The 20,205-nt window shown below is 73.9% G+C and carries 15 protein-coding genes; 8 read left to right on the top strand and 7 right to left on the bottom strand.

What is annotated here, in order from left to right; translation table 11 throughout:
* Positions 1-52 precede the first annotated feature (52 nt).
* Together CFP66_RS26610 and CFP66_RS26605 are read left to right on the top strand one after the other, a co-directional pair.
* Positions 53-1,390 (top strand): hypothetical protein, encoded by a 1,338-nt coding sequence (locus tag CFP66_RS26610; RefSeq protein WP_143517387.1) that lies wholly within the window; start codon positions 53-55, stop codon positions 1,388-1,390.
* Positions 1,387-4,803: an ATP-binding protein gene (locus CFP66_RS26605; RefSeq protein WP_094927898.1), complete on the top strand. Its 3,417-nt coding sequence runs from the start codon at positions 1,387-1,389 to the stop codon at positions 4,801-4,803. Before CFP66_RS26610 ends, CFP66_RS26605 begins: the two co-directional genes overlap by 4 nt.
* Positions 4,804-4,811: 8 nt before the next feature.
* On the opposite strand, the gene CFP66_RS26600 is transcribed toward CFP66_RS26605, so the two are convergent.
* A complete protein-coding gene (locus CFP66_RS26600) occupies positions 4,812-5,768 on the bottom strand; it encodes a YafY family protein (RefSeq protein ID WP_198961684.1) in 957 nt (318 codons plus the stop codon).
* Between the two features lie 44 nt (positions 5,769-5,812).
* Here CFP66_RS26600 and CFP66_RS26595 point away from each other — a divergent pair, with 44 nt between their 5' ends.
* Complete coding sequence (locus tag CFP66_RS26595; protein ID WP_094927897.1) at positions 5,813-7,117, top strand: FAD-binding oxidoreductase; 1,305 nt, start codon at positions 5,813-5,815, stop codon at positions 7,115-7,117.
* 6 nt (positions 7,118-7,123) lie between these two features.
* Here the strand turns inward: CFP66_RS26595 and CFP66_RS26590 are convergent, their stop codons facing one another.
* Genes CFP66_RS26590 through CFP66_RS26580 form a run of 3 tightly spaced genes read right to left on the bottom strand, consistent with a single transcriptional unit; the run spans position 7,124 to position 10,673 of the window.
* A complete protein-coding gene (locus tag CFP66_RS26590) occupies positions 7,124-8,695 on the bottom strand; it encodes an HlyD family efflux transporter periplasmic adaptor subunit (RefSeq protein WP_094927896.1) in 1,572 nt (523 codons plus the stop codon).
* Positions 8,692-9,915 (bottom strand): ABC transporter permease, encoded by a 1,224-nt coding sequence (locus CFP66_RS26585; protein ID WP_094927895.1) that lies wholly within the window; start codon positions 9,913-9,915, stop codon positions 8,692-8,694. Before CFP66_RS26585 ends, CFP66_RS26590 begins: the two co-directional genes overlap by 4 nt.
* Positions 9,912-10,673, bottom strand: coding sequence for an ABC transporter ATP-binding protein (locus CFP66_RS26580; RefSeq protein ID WP_094927894.1), 762 nt, complete (start codon positions 10,671-10,673; stop codon positions 9,912-9,914). The genes CFP66_RS26585 and CFP66_RS26580 overlap by 4 nt, the downstream gene beginning before the upstream one ends.
* 459 nt (positions 10,674-11,132) lie before the next feature.
* Here CFP66_RS26580 and CFP66_RS26575 point away from each other — a divergent pair, with 459 nt between their 5' ends.
* The 5 genes from CFP66_RS26575 (at position 11,133) to lepB (ending at position 13,299) form a co-directional block, all read left to right on the top strand.
* On the top strand, positions 11,133-11,399 hold the full coding sequence (locus CFP66_RS26575) for a hypothetical protein (RefSeq protein ID WP_143517386.1): 267 nt from the start codon (positions 11,133-11,135) through the stop codon (positions 11,397-11,399).
* A 281-nt stretch (positions 11,400-11,680) separates the two neighbouring features.
* Positions 11,681-11,947, top strand: coding sequence for a hypothetical protein (locus CFP66_RS26570; protein WP_143517385.1), 267 nt, complete (start codon positions 11,681-11,683; stop codon positions 11,945-11,947).
* 57 nt (positions 11,948-12,004) lie between these two features.
* Complete coding sequence (locus CFP66_RS26565; protein ID WP_094927891.1) at positions 12,005-12,211, top strand: hypothetical protein; 207 nt, start codon at positions 12,005-12,007, stop codon at positions 12,209-12,211.
* Positions 12,212-12,261: 50 nt separating this feature from the next.
* Positions 12,262-12,498, top strand: coding sequence for a hypothetical protein (locus tag CFP66_RS26560; RefSeq protein WP_143517384.1), 237 nt, complete (start codon positions 12,262-12,264; stop codon positions 12,496-12,498).
* A gap of 66 nt (positions 12,499-12,564) precedes the next feature.
* On the top strand, positions 12,565-13,299 hold the full coding sequence (gene lepB / locus CFP66_RS26555; RefSeq protein WP_094927889.1) for a signal peptidase I: 735 nt from the start codon (positions 12,565-12,567) through the stop codon (positions 13,297-13,299).
* 61 nt (positions 13,300-13,360) lie between these two features.
* On the opposite strand, the gene glp is transcribed toward lepB, so the two are convergent.
* From glp to CFP66_RS26540, 3 genes are all read right to left on the bottom strand, one after another.
* Entirely contained in the window at positions 13,361-14,644 is a 1,284-nt protein-coding gene (gene glp / locus CFP66_RS26550) for a gephyrin-like molybdotransferase Glp (RefSeq protein ID WP_094927888.1), read from the bottom strand.
* Between the two features lie 698 nt (positions 14,645-15,342).
* Complete coding sequence (locus CFP66_RS26545; protein WP_369805168.1) at positions 15,343-17,232, bottom strand: ABC transporter ATP-binding protein; 1,890 nt, start codon at positions 17,230-17,232, stop codon at positions 15,343-15,345.
* Positions 17,233-17,420: 188 nt separating this feature from the next.
* Complete coding sequence (locus tag CFP66_RS26540; RefSeq protein ID WP_094927886.1) at positions 17,421-19,217, bottom strand: aldehyde ferredoxin oxidoreductase family protein; 1,797 nt, start codon at positions 19,215-19,217, stop codon at positions 17,421-17,423.
* Positions 19,218-20,205: the final 988 nt, after the last annotated feature.

The following is a 20,205-nucleotide window of genomic DNA, read 5'->3' as shown; positions in this document are numbered from 1 at the left end:
TCCGGACGCCGCGGCGAATAGCGTGGCGACCGGAATCGGGGCCGGTGGCGCGATGAAGCGGACGATCCTGGCGCGGCTGCTGCGGGTGCTCCTCGTCGCCTGCGGCGTCGTCGGCGTGCTCGTGGTCGTCGTCGAAGGCGGTAGCGCTGTGGGGGCCGGCGCCGTCGACGTGCTGCTGCCGTTCGTGGCGGTGGTCCTCGCCGCGCTCGCGCTCGGGTCCGTGCAGCCGTGGATCGACGACGTCGTCGAACGGCTCACCCACCATCGCGACGTCACGCCCTACTCGTCGCTCGCGGCGGCCGCGACGCGCATCCGGGCGGGCGCGCTGGAGCAGGCGCTGCCGGGGCTCGCGCAGGTGCTCGCCGACGGCACGGGCGCCAGCCGCGCGGGTGTGTGGCTCGCCGTCGGTGACCGCCTGGTCGCCGCGGCGGAGCACCCGCCGCCCGACGACGACGGCGGCGGCGAGGCGGAGAACCTCGCGGTGCTGCTCGTCGACCGGGACGTCGACCACGCCGTCCCGGTGCTGGAGGGCACGCTCCTGCGCGCGGTGCTCACCATCGCCAAGCCGGGAGCGCCCATCACGCCCGGCGACCAGGAGCTCGTCCGGGACGTCGCCAACGGGGCAGCGCTGCTGCTGCGCGGTGTGGCGCTCAACGCGGAGCTCGCGGAGCGGGTACGCCGAGCCGACGGCCTCGCCGAGGAGCTGCGCGCCTCCCGGCAGCGCCTCGCCCGAGCGCGCGAGGTGGAGCGCAGGCGCCTCGTGATGGAGCTGGGCGGTGCGACGAGCGGACGGCTGGCGGTCCTGCGCGCCGACGTGGCTGCGGCGGGTGCCGAGCTGCGCCGCAGCCCGGAGGACGCCGGATCGGCACAGGTGGCGCTCGCCCGGGCCCGGACCACCCTCGACGAGCTCCTCGACCGCTTCCGCCTGATCGCCCGCGGCGTCTACCCTGCGGTGCTGCGCGACCAGGGGCCCGCCGCGGCGCTCGACGAGGTGGCGGCCGACCTGCTGCGGCCGGTGCGGCTGACCGGCGACCTCGGCGCCCGCTTGGACTACGAGATCGAGTCCGGCGTCTACTACGTCGTCGTCGCTGCCCTGAACGCCCTGTCCGCCCGCCCCGGTGACGGCGAGCTGCTCGTGCACCTGGAGCACGCCGACGCCCAGGTCTGCGTGGTCGTCGAGGACCCGGCCGGAACCGGGGGCCCCGACGAGCTCCGCACCGCGCTCGCGGACGAGACCGAACGCCTGGCCGCCCTCGGTGGCGAGCTCACGGTCACCACCGACCCCGCTGCGTCCGTCCCGCCCGCCCCGGTCCGGGTGTGCGTCCGGCTCCCCGACCGGCTCGAACCGGTTGTCGAGGGCAGCGTCGGCGCGGAGCTGAGGGCGCCGTGACCACCGCGGCGGGCCGGATCGGTGCGGTCGTCCCGGCCGGGATGCCGGCCGCCCTCGCGTACGCGGTGTGCCTGCTGGTGAGCGCCGTGCTGTCGCTGGCGGCGCTCGTCCTGGGAGTCGTCGGGTGGATCCTGAGCGCGGACCCGTCCGGCGTCGCCGCGGCGGCCGCGGCGGGCGACCCGTGGGCCCATGGCGTCCTCGCGGCGGCGCAGACCGGCGGGCCCGCCGTCCAGCGCGCGCTCGACCTCGGGCTGAGCGTGCTCTCGCTCGTCGTCGCGGGAGCGCTGTTCGCGGGGAAGGACGGGACCTGGTCGACCCGCCTGCTGGCGCTCGCGATGGTCGGCTCGGCGGGCGCCTTCGACCTGCAGGCGCACGCCGCCGCAATGGGGGTCGAGACCGCGCTCGGCCTGCAGATCGGCCTGCTGCACCAGCTGGTGTTCCAAGGGGTCCCGGGCGTCGCGTACATCCTCGCGCTGCTGCTGTTCCCGCCGGAGCGGGAGCCCCGGCCCGCCCGGTCGGCGCGCGTCCTGCTCGTCCTCGCCTGCGCCGGCACGCTCCTGCTCGTCGGGCTCACGTCCCCGCTGCCGCACGCCGTGAGCGGCGTGCTGCTGCTCGGGTTCCTCGGGCCGGTCGTCGGGGTGCTGGTCCTGCCGCGCCAGATCAGGGAGGCCCCGACGGCGACGGCGCGCACGCAGGCCCGGCTGCTGTTCAGCGTCGTCGCGGTCGCGTCCGCCATCGCGATCGTGCTGGCGGTGATCACCCTCCTGATGTGGTCGACCGGGTGGGGCGGCCTGCTCCTCCTGGAGCACCCGACGATCGGGGCGCACGGCGAGCCGACCGCGCTGCTGTACTGGTTCTCCCGGGTCGCCAGCATCGCGATCGCGGCAGCGGCGTTCGTCGCCACCCGGCGGGCGGGCCTGTGGAACGCGGAGCGGCTGTTCAGCCGCGGCCTGGCGGCGGGGCTCACCGCGGCGCTGGTCGGCGGCGGCTACGTCCTCGTGCGCAGCGCGGCGGGACTGCTGGTCGGCGACGGTGCGCTCGTCGCCACCGTGCTGGCGGCGCTGGCCCTGCGGCCCGCCTACGTGCGGGCCGAACGGTGGACCGACCAGCTCCTGTTCGGCAGCCGGCCCACCCCGTACAGCGTGCTCGCCGGGGTCACGGCGCTCTCCCGGGTGACCGCGACGAGCGACGCCCCCGACCTGGCGCGCGTGGCGGAGGCCGTCGGGCGCGGGCTCGGGGCCGCCACCTGCAGGCTGACGGTCACCCGGCCCGGACTGCGCGATCGCAGCTACACCTGGACCGACGGCGCGCAACCCGGCCCGGACGAGCTCGTCGAGGTCGTGGTCCGGCACGGGACCGAGGCCATCGGCACGCTCGCGGTGGACTACGCCGCCGTCGCCGGGTTGGAGTGGCAGCGCCGGCACCTGCTGGAGGACGTCGCCGAGAGCCTCGGCGCCGTGCTGCAGGCCAGCCGGTACGGCATCGAGCTGGAGCGCCAGTTGCGGGCCGCGCTGGCGCACGCGAGCGAGATCGCGGCGTCGCGGCGGGCCGTCGTGGCGGAGATGGACCGGGAGCGGCGGCGCATCGAGCGGGATCTGCACGACGGCGCGCAGCACCACCTGGTGTCGTTGCGCCTGTCCCTCGGCCTGGTGGAGCACCAGGTGTCCACGGCCCGGTTCGACGAGGCGCGCGAGCGGCTGGAGCAGGTCGCCGGCCAGATCGACGTGGCCGAGTCGGTTCTCGCGGAGACGGCCACCGGGGTGTCGTCACCGCTGCTGGCCCAGGTGGGGCTGGTCGGGGCGCTGGAGAAGGAGCTGGCGGGCGGGCAGCCACCGGTCGCGGTCGACGCGAGCGCGATCGACCACGACGGCCGGTTCCCGCAGGACGTCGAGTCGGCCGTGTACTTCTGCTGCCTGGAGGCGGTCAACAACGCGCGCAAGCACGCACCCGGGGCCCCGATCCGGGTGCGGCTGCACACGGAGCCGGGCCGCCTGTGCTTCTCGGTGCAGGACGACGGCCCGGGCTGGGACGCCGGCCGCGCGGTCGCGTCCCCGGGCCGGGGTCTGCGCAACGTCACCACCCGCGTCTCCGCCGTCGGTGGCCGGATCGAGGTCCGCTCCGCTCCCGGGCGCGGCACGGCGGTGGCCGGCTCCGTGCCGGTCGCCGACGCCGGTGCCCTCCGTCCACGGGCCGCGCCCGACGCGGCGGGGGAGGCCACCGCAGGGCTGGTCGACCAGGTGCGCGAGGCCGTGCGGGAGGCGCGGGAGCGCTACGGCGGGACGGAGCACCTCGGCGCCGTGCGGGCGCTCGCGGAGCGGCTCGACGCGCCACTGCGGGTCGGGGTGTACGGCGACGGCTCGGCCGCGCTGGTGCCGGTGCTGGCCGCGCCCGACGAGGACGGGCAGCCCGGCGCGGCGGTACTGGTCGATGCCGCGGCGTCCCCGCCCGGCGACGCGTTCGTCGTGGTGCTGCCGCGGCGTGACGGTGAGGTGGAACCGCCCGACCGCTCCGGCGTTCCGGCACGGCACCGCCCGGCGCACGCGATCGGTGCGCTCGTGGTCGACGACCCGGTGGACGAGCCGGGGCAGCGGGCGGCGGTCGCGTCCGCGGCGCGGCGCGAGGTGCGGCGGCTCTGCCACGTCGTGGTGCCCGTGGCGCCCGAGTTCGCGAAAGCGGGCGCCCGGCTGTCCGACGAGCAGTACCGGATCCTGCAGAGCCTCGCCGGGGCCGACGGCCTCGACCCGCAGGATGTCCCGGCCGGGGCGCTGGCGGTCGCGGTGGTCGCAGGCGACGGGGCGCGTCCCGTCATGCCGGCAGCGAGCGCGACGCCGACCGGTGTGCCTTCGCGGCCCGTCCCGTTCGGGCAGGCCGTGGTGCGGTTCGCGGTCGCGGAGATCCGGTCCGGCCGGGCCCCGAGCCGGGAGGCGCTCGCCGCCGCACTCGTCGAGGCCGGCGGCGTGCCCCGCCTGCGTGAGCTGCTCGCACAGCGGCTGGCCTGCCGCGCGGAGGGGCTCAAGGCCCGCGCGGTGCTGATGGCGCTGGAGGACCTCGTCCGTCGCGTGCCGCCGCCGGCGGGGGGCGAGGGGCTGCGATACCGGCTGGACCGCACCCGCGCCCGGGCCCACGAGCTCGCCGAGCTCGACGTGGTGGACGCGCTGCGGGCGGGGGAGCTGGACGTGCCGGACGCCGAGCGTGACACCGTCGAACGCCTGCTCGGAGCCGCGGGCACCGATCCCCGGACCCGGCTCGGGCTGGTGGCGGGTGCGACGCAGCGGGAGGTCGCGCAGGCGGCGGGCGAGGAGCTGGCCCGCTGGCGCCGCCTGGCCGAGCACCCGCTCCCGGGCGTCGATGTGCGCCGGACGGCCGACGTGGTCGTGCGGGCCTGCGAGCGGGTGCTCGTCGCGAACTGCTGACGGGGCGCTCAGGCCCCCAGCAGGCGGCGGCCCAGCGCGTGCAGGTGCTCGCGCACCTCCTCCGGGGCGTCCAGGCTCTCGACCTCGGGCCCGAGCGCGACGATGTCCTGGGCGATCCGGTCGAGCGAGTCGGAGCCCAGGTGCACCAGGCAACGTTGCGCGTCGAGCGCCTGCACCCGCCCCGGGATCGCCATCGGCAGCCGGGCCGCCACGACGTCGGCCGGGGCCCGCACGACGGCCCGTACGACGTGCCGGCTGGCCGCGCGTCCGATGCTCTCCCGCAGGTAGGCCACGGTGTCCTCGGCGGGGAGCGGGCGCGGGGCGAACCGGTGCCGCACGGGCTGCGGCGCGGTGATGCGGTCGACGCGGAACGTGCGCCAGTCGTCGCGGTGCAGGTCGAAGGCCAGCAGCCACCACAGGCCGTACCCGGCGAGGAGCTGGTAGGGCTCGATCCGGCGGGCCGCGACCTCGCCGTCGCGACGCCGGTAGGAGAAGCCGACGATCTCGCGGTCGCGCGCCGCGCCGGCGAGCACGCCGAGCACGGTGGGGTCGACCCGGGCGCCGCCCCGCTGCGGGAACCGGACCGTGGCCTCACCCACGGCCGCGAGCCGGCGGCGCAGCCGGTCGGGCAGCACCTGGGAGAGCTTGCTCAGCGCGCGGACCGCGGTCTCCTCGACGCCCTCGGTGCCGGTGGCGGTGAGCAGCCCGGTGGCCACCGCGATCGCCTCCTCGTCGTCGAGCAGCAGCGGCGGCAGGTCCTTCCCCGAGGTCAGGCGGTAGCCGCCCGCCGTGCCGGTGGTGCCCTCGATCGGGTAGCCCAGCTCCCGCAGCCGCCCGACGTCCCTGCGCACGGTGCGGTCGGTGACCGCGAGCCGCTCGGCGAGCTCGGCGCCCGACCACTCGCGCCTGCTCTGCAGCAGGGACAGCAGGCGCAGCAGGCGAGCGGGCGTCGTCACGCCGTCCACCTTACGGACCGATCCTGTCCGGAAGGCCTCCTACGGTCGGCGCCATGAACGAGATCGCACAGATCAACGGTCCGGTGTGGCGCTCCGACGACGAGGGATACCGCGCCGAGGTCGGCGGGTACCAGCTGGCGCATCCGCACCGGCCGGACGTGGTCGTCGGGGCCACGAGCCCGCAGGACGTGGCGCGGGCGGTCCGCCACGCCGCCGACCGGGGGCTGCCGGTGGCCGTGCAGACCAGCGGGCACGGGCGCGGGACACCACTGGAGGGCGGCGTGCTGATCAGCACCCGGCGGATGGCAGGCGTGCGCGTCGATCCGGTGGCGCGCACCGCGCGGGTCGAGGCGGGGACGCGCTGGACGCAGGTGGCCGAGGCCGCCGCGGCACACGGCCTCGCGCCGCTGTCCGGCTCGTCGCCGGCGGTCGGCGCCGTCGGCTACACCCTCGGCGGCGGGATCGGCGTGCTCGCCCGCACGTTCGGCTGGGCCAGCGACCGCGTCCGCAGCGTCGACCTCGTCACCGCCGACGGGCAACAGCGCCACGTCACCGCCGCGGCGGATCCGGAGCTGTTCCGCGTACTGCGCGGCGCGGGCGCGGGCCTCGGGGTGGTGACGGCCATGGAGGTCGGGCTGGTTCCGGTCGGCCGTCTGTTCGGCGGTGCGCTGCTCGTGGACGGGCCGCACGTACCTGCGCTGCTCGACGCCTACCGGGAGTGGACGGCCGACCTGTCGCACGACGTCACGTCCTCGATCACGATGCTGCCCTTCCCCGACGTGGCGGCCGTGCCCGACCACCTGCGCGGCCGCTACGCCGCGAAGGTCCACATCGCCTGCACGGGATCGGTGGCCGAGGGGGAGCGGCTGGTGGCGCCCCTGCGCGCAGCAGTGCCGCTGCTGGCGGACACGCTCGGCGAGCTGCCCTACACCGCGGCGGGCACGATCTTCGACGATCCGACGGAGCCACACGCCTACACCGGCACGAACGCGATGCTGCACGCGCTCGACCCGGCCGTGCTGCACGCCGCGCTGGACGTCGCCGGTCCCGATGCGCCGGTCATGTGCGTGCTGGGCCTGCGCCACCTCGGCGGCGCGCTGGCCCGCCCGCCCGCCGTGCCGGACGCGGTCGCGCACCGGGATGCGGCGTACCTGCTGAGCGTGCTGTCCCTGGTCGACGGCACCGAGGTCCCCGGCCGCCTGCACGGCGAGCTGATGCAGCGGGTCGCCCCGTGGACCGCAGGTGACACCCCGAACTTCCGCTTCGGCGCGCAGGCGGCCCGGGACCGGCCGCTGGACGTCCCGGGCCGCGCCGCGCTCGTCGCGGAGCTGGACCCGAAGGGCCTGTTCCTGCCGTAGCGGCCACTACTCCCCGGGCGCCACGACGATCTGCTGGCCTTCCTCGAGACCGGCGAGGACCTGCGTGACGCTGTCACCGGAGAGGCCGAGCTCGACCTGCACCTGCTCCTGCGCGCCGTCCGGTCCGAGCACCGTGACCACACCGGTCTGCCCGCCCTGCAGGATCGCGGCGTTCGGCACGGCGAGGGCGTCGTCGCGGTGGTCCACCACCACGCTGGCCGACGCCGTCTGGCCGTCCATCAACCGGGGGTCGAGCTCGTTGAGCACGATCACGGCGTAGTAGCTCGTCACGCCCTGGATGTCGGTCCCGGTGGGCGCGATGCTCGCGACGGTGCCGGTGCGGGTCAGGTCGGGGACGGCGTCGAAGGTCACCTCGACCTCCTGGTTCGGCTCGATGCGGGCCGCGTCGGACTCGGCGAACGGCGCCACGATCTGGAACGTGCGGACGTCGTCGAGCACGATGAACGCCGAACCGCCGGGCCGCTCCTCGCCGCCGCCGAGCTCCTCGCCCGACGACACCCCGGTGCTGCGGTCCGGCAGCGGGACGGTGCCGCCGGGCGCGAGCGCGGTCGTTCCCGAACCGCTGCCGAGGAACTCGCCGATCACGCCGTTGATGCTCGCGATCTTGCCGGCGACGGTCGCACGCAGGACCGTGTCCTCCACGGCACGCTGCGCCGTCTCGACGTCGACCTGCAGCTGCGAGACGACCGCGGCCTGCTCGTCGATGTTGTGCGGGCGCTCGCCCCGGGCGGCTTCGGCCTCGTTCTTGGCGGCCGCCAGGTCGCGCCGGGCGTTCTCGATGGCCAGTTCCTGCTGGGTCTTCTCGACCCGCCGCTGCTTCTCAGCCTGCTCGAGCGCGGCCTTGCTGGAGCGGACCTGGCGCTGCGCCGCCTCGACCTCGGCCTCCTTCTGCGCGGCGTTCTCGCAGTCACTGGACTGCCCGGACTGCCCCGACTGCCCGGACCGTGAGAAGAGCAGCCCCTGCGGCGAGTCCTCGTCCTCGTCGTCCTCCGCGGCCTCCTCGGCCTCCCTGCGGTCCGCCGCGGTGCACGAGCGCCGGCCCGCCCGGGTCCGGTCCTCGGTGTCGTCGAGGACCTCCTCGTCGAGCTTCAGCTGCTTCTCGGCCTGCTCGACGGCAGAGGAGTTCGCGTCGTCGACGGCCTCGGCCTGCTCCTTCGTGGCGTCGAGGACCTCGCTCGCCCGCGCGAGGTCGTCCTCGGCGGCGTCCACCTGGTTGCCGCCGCGGGTCCGGGCCAGCGCCGCCTGCTCCTGCGCCAGCTGCGCCCGCGCGCCCTCCAGCTCCTGACGGGCCGCGAAGTCGTCGACGCGGGCGAGGATCTGCCCGGGCTCGACCTGCTGCCCGACGGCGACGTTCAGCTCCACGAGCTTGCCGCCGTCGGGGAACCCGAGGTTCTGCTCGGTGATGGCCTGCAGGGACCCGGTTGCGGTGACGGTCGACGTCACGCTGGTCCGGGTCACCTTCACCGTCAGCGGTTCGGACTCCTGGCTGGTGCACCCGGCCAGCAGCAGCACGAGCGTCACGGCGCCGAGGCGGCGGACGGTGGATCGGGTGATCATTCGTACCTCAACGCTTCGATGGGGCGGAGCCGGGCGGCGCGCTTCGCGGGATACGCGCCGAAGAACAGGCCGATGCACAGGCTGACGGTGAACGCGAGGATCACCGAGGGGATGGACAGCTGGGGCGGGGCGAAGTCGCCGAGCGCGGCACCGAGCCGCTGGCCCAGCAGGCACAGCCCGACCCCGAGGGCCACACCGACCAGGCCGCCGATGCCCGACAACACGGTCGACTCGACCAGGAACTGCTCGAGCACCGTCCGGCGGCGGGCGCCGATCGCCTTGCGGAGACCGATCTCCCGCGTCCGCTCGGTGACCGTGACCAGCATGATGTTCATGACGCCGATCCCCCCGACGAGCAGCGAGATCGCGGCGATGGCGCCGAGGAAGAGCGTGAAGACGGCCGTGACCTCGCCGTACTGCTCGAGCAGGTCGAGGTTCGACCGGACCTCGAAGTCCTTCTGCGTGGGGTCGTCGATCCGGTGCGCCTGCATGAGGACCCGGTTGACCTTGGCCATCGTCGCGGGCACGGCGTCCTGCCCGCTGGCCTGCACCACGAGCTGGTCCACCTGGTCGTCGGCACCGCCGCCGACCAGGTAGGTACGGGTGGTCGTGATCGGCATGACGGCGATGTCGTCCTGCTGCCCGTTGGGCTCCAGGACGCCGATGACCTCGAACATCTGCGAGCCGATGCGCAGCTGCTGGCCGAGCGCCGCCGCGGGGATGCCGCCGAAGAGCTCCTGGATCGGGCGGGGACCGAGCACCACCACGCGCGCACCCGTCCGGACCTGGGAGTCGGTGAAGAACTTGCCGGCGTCCAGCGTGCGGTTGAGCGCCACCGGATAGTCCTGCGACGAGCCCACGATGCTGGTGCGCCAGGTGCCGTAGTCGCCCTTCAGCACGGCGCTCGCCTGCTTGACCGGCGTGACCGTCACGATCCGCGGAGCCTCCGTGGAGTCGCGCAGCGCCTCGACGTCGCGGTCGGTCAGCGGCTGGCTGCGACCGCCCTCCGACACGCTGCCGCGGGCCTGGAAGACGCCGATCAGGTTCGTGCCCAGCGCCTCCAGCTGCGCGTTCAGGCGCGCGGACGTGCCGTTGCCCAGCGCGACGAGCAGGATCACCGAGGCGACCCCGATCATGATCCCGAGCATCGTCAGCAGCGACCGCAGGCGGTTGGCGCGCAGACCACGCCACGCCATGACGAGCGCGAGCCGCAGCGTCATGCGCCGGCCTCCGCCCGCTCCTCGAACAGGGGGATCTCGCGCGTCACGTTCTCAGCGGTGTCGTTCTCAACGGGGGCGGTCCCCGTTCCGTCGTTGCGGACATCGCTCACGATGCGCCCGTCGCGCAGCCGCACGACGCGGCGCGCGTGTGCCGCGATCTCCTCCTCGTGCGTGATGAGGACGACGGTCCGGCCGGCGTCGGAGAGCCGCCCGAGCATCTCGGCGATCTCGCGGCTGGCCTCGCTGTCCAGGTTCCCGGTCGGCTCGTCGGCCAGGATCATCGTCGGGCGGGTCACCAGGGCGCGCGCGATGGCGACCCGCTGCTGCTGCCCGCCGGAGAGCTGGTTGGGCAGGTGCGTGGCGCGGTTGACGAGGCCGACCTCCTCCAGCGCGCGCAGGGCCCGCGTGCGGCGTGCCCGCTGCTTGCCGTAGAGCAGCGGCAGCTCGACGTTGGCCAGCGCGGTCGTGCGGGGGAGCAGGTTGTAGGACTGGAAGACGAGACCGATCTTGCGGTTGCGGATGTCGGCCAGCTCGTCGTCGGTCATCCCGGAGACGTCGACGCCGTCGAGGAGGTACTGGCCCTCGGTCGGCACGTCGAGGCAGCCGAGGATGTTCATCATCGTGCTCTTGCCGGAGCCGGACGGGCCCATGATCGCCACGAAGTCGCCCTCGTCGACGGTGAGCGCGACTCCCTGGAGCGCGCGAACCTCCGCGTCACCGGCGCGGTAGCTCTTGCCGACACCTTCGAGTCTGATCATCGGATTCCTGGTCACCCTCCCCCAGGGCGCGTGGACGCACCGGCCGGGTCCCGCGTTGCCGAGCCGTGCCGATCAATCGCCACCCGTTACGCCCGCGGACGTCGGCGTCGATCCGTGCAGCACAACGAAGGCCGGTCTGTCCTGTTACGTCATTCGGCGACTCTTCACTCAGCCGGGTCGGCACGGCGATCAACAATTACGCTGCGTGCGCACTGTCACTCCATCGCTCGGTTGTGGTGGCATGGGGCGGTGAATGACACGCGTGTGAGCTAGCATTCTGGGGACGGACTCGGTTGCGATCCGGAAATAACTCGTGGTGGTTCACAACAGGGCGCGCAACCCGACCGGGTGGGATCTGCGGGAGTGGGGGTCCTTGCGCTGGACAGGTCTACGGGAGAGGACTACTCATTGGTCTGCGCGGAGCGACTGGCGTTCCGTCAATCACCAAGGAGAGCAAGGATGCTTCGTAAGACCTCTGTCGTGTCTGCTGCAGCTGCTTTCGCTCTGGCGGGAGCCGCGCTGTTCGGTGGTGCGGCAATGGCGGGAGGCCACGGCGACCACGAGAACTCTGGTGGTCCCGGCGGTTCCGGTGGCGACGCCAACGCGAACTGCCTGATCCCGGTCGGTGTTTCGGCTGGACTCCTGCTCGGCCAGGGCGGGGACGTCTCGCAGTGCAACGCGGGCGGTGGGGCCGGCGGCGCCGGCGGTACGGGCGCCGACTACTGATCTCCATTCCCTCCTGAGTAAAGGTGGTGCAGGCCCCCGGGCTCGTCGGGGGCCTGCACCACCCTCAGGATAGCTCTCGACGGCGGCGTCCGCCCTGATCCATCGGTGCGGTATCCGTCACTGCACGGCTTCAATCGGAACGGCCATTCCCGGCACGATTCTCCCAGTCTTCTCGAACAGCTCGAGATCGGCGCGGGAATCGGTGACCGGGTCATATTCATGTCGGGCCCTCGATGGGTCGCCCGGACACCAGAACAATGAATGGAGAACGCTAGATGAACATGGGCGCACGTAAGGCTGCAATCGCCGTGGCGGCATTCGCGACGGTCGGCTCGACGCTGTTCGGCGGTGCCGCGCTCGCCGGTGGTCACGGCTACGGCGACACCGAGAACGTCGGCGGCCCGGGGGGTTCGGGCGGTGACGCCAACGCGAACTGCCTGATCCCGATCGGAATCTCCCTCGGTCTCCTGGGCCAGGGCGGCGACGTGTCCCAGTGCAACGCGACCGGTGGCGTCGGCGGTGCTGGCGGCACCGGCGCCGACTACTGAGTCGTGGCGTCGGACGTGCGAGGGCGCAGCGGACGTCCGGCCCGTCGGCCGGTCGTCATGATCGCGGCAGCGTTCCTGGTCGGAGGCGGGTTCGTGGCCTCGGCCGGGCTTGCGCACGCCGGTGACGACCCGGACAACGTGGGGGCCCCCGGCGAGGACGGTCAGGACGTCACCTGTACCGCGTACATGCCACCGGTGAACATGCCGATCTGCAACGTGGTGGGCGACGACGGTGGCGACGGGGCGACGGGGGTGCAGCGATGAGGGTGCCGCAGCCCCCCGCCGCCACCGACCTCGAACCAGGAGGTGTCTGCGTGACACGGATCGTGTGCCGCATCGCCGCCGCGACCGCCGCGGCGGCCGTCTCGGCGGCACTGTGCGCCGGCGCGGCCCAGGCCGGCGATCCGAAGGACCAGGACGGTCCGCCCGGTGAGTCGGGCACGGCCACTGCCACCTGCCGGTGGCTGCCGCCGATGGAGGACGACGCCATCATCCAGTGCACGGCCTCCCGCGGAGCGTCGGGTGCTGGTGGTTCGGCCGTCGACTACTGATCGCACCGGCGGCCCCGGACGCGCGCGTCGCGTCCGGGGCCGCCGGTCCGACGAGGGGAGCAAGCCGTGTTCCGCAAGCAGCCGGTGGAAGACCGGGACGCGGCGGAGGCGCCCGGTCCGGGCGGTGCCGCAGCGCCACGGGAGAAGGAGACGGACGGCCCGCGGTTCCGGCGGGGCCCGGTGCTGGTCGCCGTCGCACTGCTGGTGCTGGCACTCGTCCCGGTGTTCGTCGCGCGGATCTACGTCATCCCGTCCGGCTCGATGGAACGGACGTTGCACGGCTGCTCCGGCTGCACCAACGACCGCGTGCTGGTCGACAAGCTCGCCCACCGCTTCGGCGCACCGGAACCCGGGGACGTCGTGGTGTTCACGCTCCCGCGCAGCTGGACCAGCAGCGAGCTGCAGATCCCGCACGGCAGCGGGAACCCCGTCATGGAGGGGTTGCACCAGATCGGCGCCCTCGTGGGGATCCACGCCACCGACGAGACCGAGTACATCAAGCGCGTGATCGCCGTCGGCGGCCAGACGGTGCAGTGCTGCGACGATCGCAACCGGATCATCGTCGACGGCGCCGGCGTGGACGAGCCCTTCCTCTACTACCTGCCCGGAGCCGGGCCCGCGCAGCAGGCGGAGTTCGGGCCCGTCCGGGTTCCCGAGGGCGAGATGTGGGTGATGGGGGACAGCCGCAACGACTCGGTCGACTCGCGCGCCGAGGGCAACGGCCCGGTCTCCGTCTCACAGGTCATCGGCAAGGCGCGGTTCGTCGTGTGGCCGTTCGACCGCATCGGCGGCATCGACTGACCCAGCCTGCCGCGCGGGGCCGGTCCGCTCTTCGCCGGTCCGCTCTTCGCCGGTCCGCTCTTCACCGGTAGAGCGTGACCGCGACCTCGGCACCGGCGTCCAGGCCCGTGGCGGGTTCCGGCACCACCAGGAACCCGTCGGCCCGGGTGAGCACCGACAGCAGCGCGGACGGGCCGAAGACCGGCTCGGCGACGCCGTCGCGCACCGCCACCTGCACGACGTCCAGCCGGCCCGCCGCCGAGGGCAGGTCGCGGGACAGGCGAGCCCGCGTCGACGGCTCCGGTGGGGGCGTGTCGCAGCCGGCCAGCCGCCACACCAACGGCAGCCCGACCAGCCGGAACACCACCAGCGCCGAGAGCGGGTTGCCGGGCAGCCCGACGACCGGGACGCCTGCGCACTCGGCGAGCAGCGTCGGCTTGCCGGGCTTGATAGCCAGGCCGTGGCACCAGACCTCGCCCAGCGCGGCCACCGCCCCCGCCGTCTCGTCGCGGGCGCCCACCGACGAGCCGGCCGAAACGATCACCAGGTCGGCCCCGGGAAGCAGCGCACCGAGCCGTTCCTGCAGCGCGCCCGGCTCGTCGGAGACGATGCCGGCGATCACGGGTTCGCCGCCCGCGTCCCGCACGAGGCCCGCCAGCGCCGACGCCGTGGCGTCCCGGACCTGGCCCGGACGCAGCTGCGCGGTCTCCGGCGGCACCACCTCGTCACCGGTGGAGACGATCACGACCCGCGGACGCGCACGCACCACCACCGCCGTGACGCCGGCCGCAGCCAGCAGGCCGAGATCGGGCGCGCGCAGCGGGCGCCCGCCGGGGACGAGCGCGGCGCCCGCCGCGACGTCCTCGTCCGCACGCACGACCCCCTCGCCGGGCGCGACGGGCCGGGTGACCTCGATCGTGCCCGGCATCGTCTCGGCCGTGTGCTCGACCATCACGACGGCATCGGCACCCTCGGGCAGCACCCCGCCCGTCGGCATACCCACCGCCCCGCCGGGGCGCACACCCACCTCCGGCGCGGCGCCCATCCGCACGGCCCCGACCAGGTCCAGGTACGAGGGCAGGCCCTCGGAGGCGCCGTAGGTGTCGGCGGCGCGCACCGCGTACCCGTCCACCGTGGAGCGGGCGAAGCCGGGCAGGGACGCGGCAGCGGAGACGTCGGCGGCCGGCACCCGGTGGAGGGCCTCGGCCAGCGGAACCTCCTCGCGCGGGGTGCGCCGCGCGGGCCGGAAGCCCGCGAGCGCGTCCGCGACCGTCCGCGCCGTGAAGAACTCCCGCCCCGCGAGCCGGGGCCCGGCCTGGTGCGTGTCGCGCGATGAGTGCGCGCGTGCCGGGGGCTGCGGGGTCATCGGTCGTCCCGCCCCGCCCACGCTCGCACCACAGTTCCTCCACCTGGAGCGCACCGCCGCACCCCCGCCATGCCGACCATCGTGGTGACGGTCCCGACCGCTGCGGGTGGGTCGTGGAGGGCGGTCATCGAGATCCCCCGATTCAGCGACGGTGCGAGGAAACCGAGACTAGTTGATGACGCGCGAGCCTCCGACCGCGCGCGGCCTGCGCCCCGGCGGCCGTGGCGGGCCCGTGATCGCCAGTTCGGTGCAGGATCGGCGACATGTTGCCGCCGGCGCACCAGTTCGGCGGTCAACGGGTGCCAGGGGCGGGAAGGAGACGACGGCCTTCTGGTCCCTGTGCCGGTGGCCGCGCACCTTGCGGTGGCCCGCTCCACCCCTCACCGGTGATCATCGGGCCGGTTCGAAGCCTGCCCACCTCTCGCGCTCGGCGGGATCGGGACACGCGCCGCACCGGGAGCCGGCTGCCGAGTCGTCAGGCCCGCACCGTGGCGCTTTGCGGGGTGATCGGTCTGATCAGTACCTGGGTGCGGGTGCTGCGACGGTGGTGTACTTGCCGGAGTGATCACGGTCTGATGCTCGGTCCGAGCAGTGCGTGAGTGCTGTCGCGGCGACGTCATGTGCTTCTCGCAGCGATCACCATCCCGGCCACCGGACCTACCCCGCCCGGCCGGACCCCTCTCCGGCCGGGCGGGACGTCAGCTCCCGGCCAGCGCGACCGGGGAGTGGGTGGTGGGCTGGTCGAACTGCGTGTGGTGCAGCTCCGCGTAGCGGCCCTTACGGGCGAGGAGCTCCGCGTGCGTGCCGCGCTCGACGACGCGGCCGGCCTCGAGGACCAGGATCTGGTCGGCGGCCCGGATGGTGGAGAGCCGGTGGGCGATCACGATGGCCGTGCGCCCCGCGAGCGCCTCGCCCAATGCCTCCTGCACCGCGGCCTCGGAGGTGGAGTCGAGGTGGGCGGTGGCCTCGTCGAGCACCACGACCCGCGGCTTGGCGAGCAGCAGGCGGGCGATCGTGAGGCGCTGGCGCTCGCCGCCGGAGAGCCGGTAGCCGCGCTCCCCGACGACGGTTTCGAGGCCGTCGGGCAGGGAGGCCACGAGGTCCGCGAGCCGGGCGCGCTCCAGCGCGTCCCAGATGTCGGAGTCGCTCGCCTCCGGGGCGGCCAGCAGCAGGTTGGAGCGGATCGACTCGTGGAACAGGTGCCCGTCCTGCGTGACGAGGCCCAGGCCGCCGCGGATCGCGGAGAACGACAGCTCGCGGACGTCGACGTCACCGAGGCGCACGGAGCCCTCGTCGACGTCGTAGAGCCGGGGGAGCAGCTGCGCGATCGTGGACTTGCCCGCTCCCGACGAACCGACCAGCGCGATCATCTGCCCGGGCTCGGCGCGGAACGACACGTCGTGCAGCACCTCCTCGCCCCCGCGGGAATCGAGGCGGGCGACCTCCTCCAGCGACGCCAGCGACACCTTGTCGGCCGAGGGGTAGCCGAACCGGACGGAGCGGAACTCCACGGACAGCGGGCCCTCGGGCAGCGGTGTGGGCCGGGTGGGCTCGGCGACCAGGGGTGGCAGGTCCAGGATCTCGAACACCCGCTCGAAGCTCACCAGCGCGCTCATCACCTCGACGCGGGCGCTCGCGAGCGCGGTGAGCGGGGCGTAGAGGCGGGTGAGCAGCAGGGCGAGCGCGACGACGTCGCCGGAGCTGACGCCACCGGAGATGGCGAGCCAGCCGCCGAGCCCGTAGACCAGCGCCAGCGCCAGCGCCGACACCAGCGTGAGCGCCGAGACGAACACCCACTGCACCATCGCCGTGCGCACGCCGATGTCGCGGACGCGGGCGGCGCGCGCCACGAACTCGCGCGTCTCGTGTTCGGGCCGGCCGAAGAGCTTGATCAGCGTGGCGCCGGGTGCCGAGAACCGCTCGGTCATGGTGGTGCCCATGACGGCGTTGTGCTCGGCCGCCTCGCGCTCCAGGGAGGCGAGCCTGCGGCCCATCCGGCGGGCCGGCAGCACGAACACCGGCAGCAGGACGAGCGCGAGCAGTGTGACCTGCCACGACAGGGCGAGCATCACGACGAGCGTGAGCACCAGTTGGACGAGGTTGCCCGCCACGCCCGAGAGCGTGTCGCTGAACGCGCGCTGCGCACCGATGACGTCGTTGTTGAGCCTGCTGACCAGCGCGCCGGTGCGGGTGCGGGTGAAGAACGCGACGGGCTGGCGCTGCACGTGGTCGAACACGGCGGCCCGCAGATCGAGGATGAGCCCCTCACCGAGCGACGCGGACAGCCAGCGCGACACGATGCCGCCGCCGGCCTCGGCCACCGCGATGGCGGCGATGAGGAGGGCGAGCGTGACCACGACCCCGAGCGGCCCGCCGGCCTCGATGGTGTCGAACACCCGGCCGGCGAGGACGGGTGTGGCCACCGCGAGCGCCGCCACGATGACGCTGATCGCCAGGAACGCGGCGATGCGCCGCCGGTGCGGCTGCGCGAACGTCCCGATCCGCGCCAGGGTGGCCCTCGAGAACGGGCGTTTCTCCTCCGTGGCGTGGGCAGCCTGGTACATCGACTGCCACGCCACCATCTCCATGCTCACAGTGCGCTCCTCCCCGGCCCTCGCTCCGCACGTACGACCGCGCGGACCGGGAGAACTCATCGGTTCCCCTGCGGGCGGTCAGTGTGGCGGAGGGGTCCGACAGTTCTGGGTCCGACCGCCTCACGGCTTCCGACGCAGACGCTAAGAGCTGAAGTCAGGTACAGGTCAAGTGGCGCGTCGGCTCAGAGGAGCAGGCCGGCCAGGTCGGCCGGATCCGGCCGGCCCTCGGGGTCGAGGCCGCGGTCGGCGTAGTAGCCGGCGACCATGGAGCGCAGCCGCTCGGCGGTGAGGGTGGCGGTGCGGCCCGAGCCCAGCTCGAGCGGGGTGTCGAGCATGCGCCGGGGCAGCGCGTCGTCCGCGGCCGTGGCGCCCTCGCGCATGTTGAACACGCGCTTGGCGAGCACGATCCGGCGCGCCGCCGTCCGCAGCTCGTCCGCGGTGACGTCCCAACCGGTGACCGGCACCAGCAGCTGCGCCCACTCCTCGAACGGCTCGGCGAACACCCCGCGCAGGAACTTGCAGAGGATCATCGAATCCATGACGGCGGCACGGTCCTCCGTGCCGATCGCCGCGGCGACGTGCGCCGGGCCGCCCGACAGTCGGTCCAGGTCGCCGGAGAGGTCGGCCTCGTAGGCACCGGAGCGGTTGTGGTCGGCGCCCCGGGCGTTGACGGCGAGCCCGAGGGCCATGGACTGCAGCGACCGCGGCTCGTACCCGGGCAGCTCGAGGCCCTTGACCTGCGGCGCGAAATCGATCGAGCCGTGCCCCACCACCTCGGCGGCGGCCCGCGAGCCACGGGACAGCAGCTCGCCCAGGCCGGGGGCGCGCGTGCCGATCAGGTCCAGTGCCCGCAGCAGCGCGGGCCCGTCGCCGAAGCGCAGCCACGGCTCGTCGATCAGCCCGCGCTCGACGCACTCCATCGCCCAGGCGATCGTGCCGCCCGCGGAGATCGTGTCGAGGCCGAGCTCGTCGCAGCGGGCACTCGCGGCGAACACGTCGTCGGGGTCGGAGACACCGCACAGCGGCCCGAGGGCGAACACGTTCTCGTACTCCATGCGCTGGGACCCGCCGCCCTTGCGCGAGTAGATGTGCTCGCAGCCGATGGAGCAGGAGGCGCAGCTGTTGCGGGCCACACCGCGCATCTCGTGCAGCTCCTCGGCGGCCAGGCGCGGTGCCTCGGCGAAGGTGGCGGCGGTGAAGTTGCGCGTCGGGAGCGTGGAGACGGCGTTGAAGGCGAGGAGGTTGGCCAGCGTGCCCAGCTCGCGGTACTTGGCGGTGGCCGGGCCGAAGCTGCGCTGCCGCAGGTCCTTCGAGGCGGCGAGCACCGCGGCGGAATCGGCGACGTCGACGCGGGCGCCGGATTTCACCAGCACGGCCTTGACGTTCTTCGCCCCCAGCACCGCACCCAGCCCGCCGCGCCCGGCGTGCCTGCCGTCGTGGCTGATGGTGGCGTACCGGACACCGCGCTCGCCCGCGGACCCGATCGCGGCCGTGCGCCAGCCGCGGCCGAACCGTTCCCGCACTGCGGTCTCGGCGTCGGCCGCCGGCATCCCGGCCAGCTCGGGCGCGGGCTCGAGGCGCACGCCGTCGGCGTCGACGAGCAGGACGGACAGCTGCGCCGCCCGCCCGCGCACGACGATGGCGTCGTGGCCGGTGAGCTTGCCCGCGATCGCGAACTGCGAGGAGGCGAGCGCGTCGGTGAGCAACCCGGTGAGCGGGGATTTCGCGAGCACGGCGAACTTCGCGCTCGTGGTCAACGGGGTGCCCACCAGCGGGGAGAACACGAACGCCAGCGGCGCCTCGGGGGCCAGCGGGTCGACGCCGGGCGGCGCGAGGCGGTGCAGCAGCCAGGTGCCCAGCCCCACACCGCCGAGGTAGGCGCGCAACACGGGCTCGGGCAGCGGCAGCGCGCTCCCGGTGGCCGACGTGTCCGCGACGTCGACGACCAGCGCCCGCCCGAAGTACCCACCTGGTGTCACGTTGCCGACTGTATGCGCTCGGGCCGATGAACGCCGCTGATCGCCGGGATCGGGACCTCGCGTCCACATGGAGCGTGTTGCCGAATCGGGGCCCGCGGACGCGTGATGGTGATCGCTGCGAGAAGCACCAGACGTCGCCACGACAGCACCCCCGCACTTCTCGGGCCGATCACCCGGCCCTGATCACTCCGAGAAGTACGCCACCGCCGCAACACCCACACCCCGTGCTGCTCGGACCGATCACGGCGGTGATCACCCCGAGAAGTACGCCACCGTCGCAGCACCCGCACCCCGTGCTGATCGGACCGATCACCCGGCGGTGATCACCCCGAGAAGTACGCCACCGTCGCAGCACCTGCACCCCCGCACTGCTCGGATCGATCACCCGGCGGTGATCACCCCGACATGTACGCCACCGTCGTCGCACCCGCACCCAGGTACTGATCAGACCGATCACCACGGACCACGTCCCGACCGGCAGCGTCGATCACGGGCGGACGGTCATGGCCGAAGATCGACCACCATGTGCCCGTGATCGACGCAGCGCCCGCGCTGCGGGCCTGACCCATCCGGCAACAGGCTCCCCCTGCAGCCCATGTCCCGATCCCGCCGATCATGAGAGGTGGACGCGCCTCGAACCGGACCGATGATCATCGTGAGGCGATGGATCGGGACCACCGCAAGGCGCGCGAGCACCCAGCAGCGACGGGCTCGTCCCCAACAGGCCTGGGCCCGCGCCGGGAACGGCCGCCCACCCAACCCCGATATTCGGCAGTTCTGCCAACCCGACCACCCCCGCCGACAGGCAGCAGCAAGGGAAACCCGACCGACTACGCCGAAGACCAGGACCGGTGCGTGAGGCAATGGCCGCGAGCCGGGAACGGCCCGCCCACAGGAGATCCCACGACGACGTAGACGTGAGCGGGGTTGGATCTTCCCCGAACCCCGCTCACGTCTACGTGGTCGTGCAACGGGCACGGGACCTCGG

Source organism: Pseudonocardia sp. MH-G8, assembly GCF_002262885.1.
GTDB lineage: Bacteria > Actinomycetota > Actinomycetes > Mycobacteriales > Pseudonocardiaceae > Pseudonocardia.
This window is presented reverse-complemented; position numbering and strand designations above follow the sequence as displayed.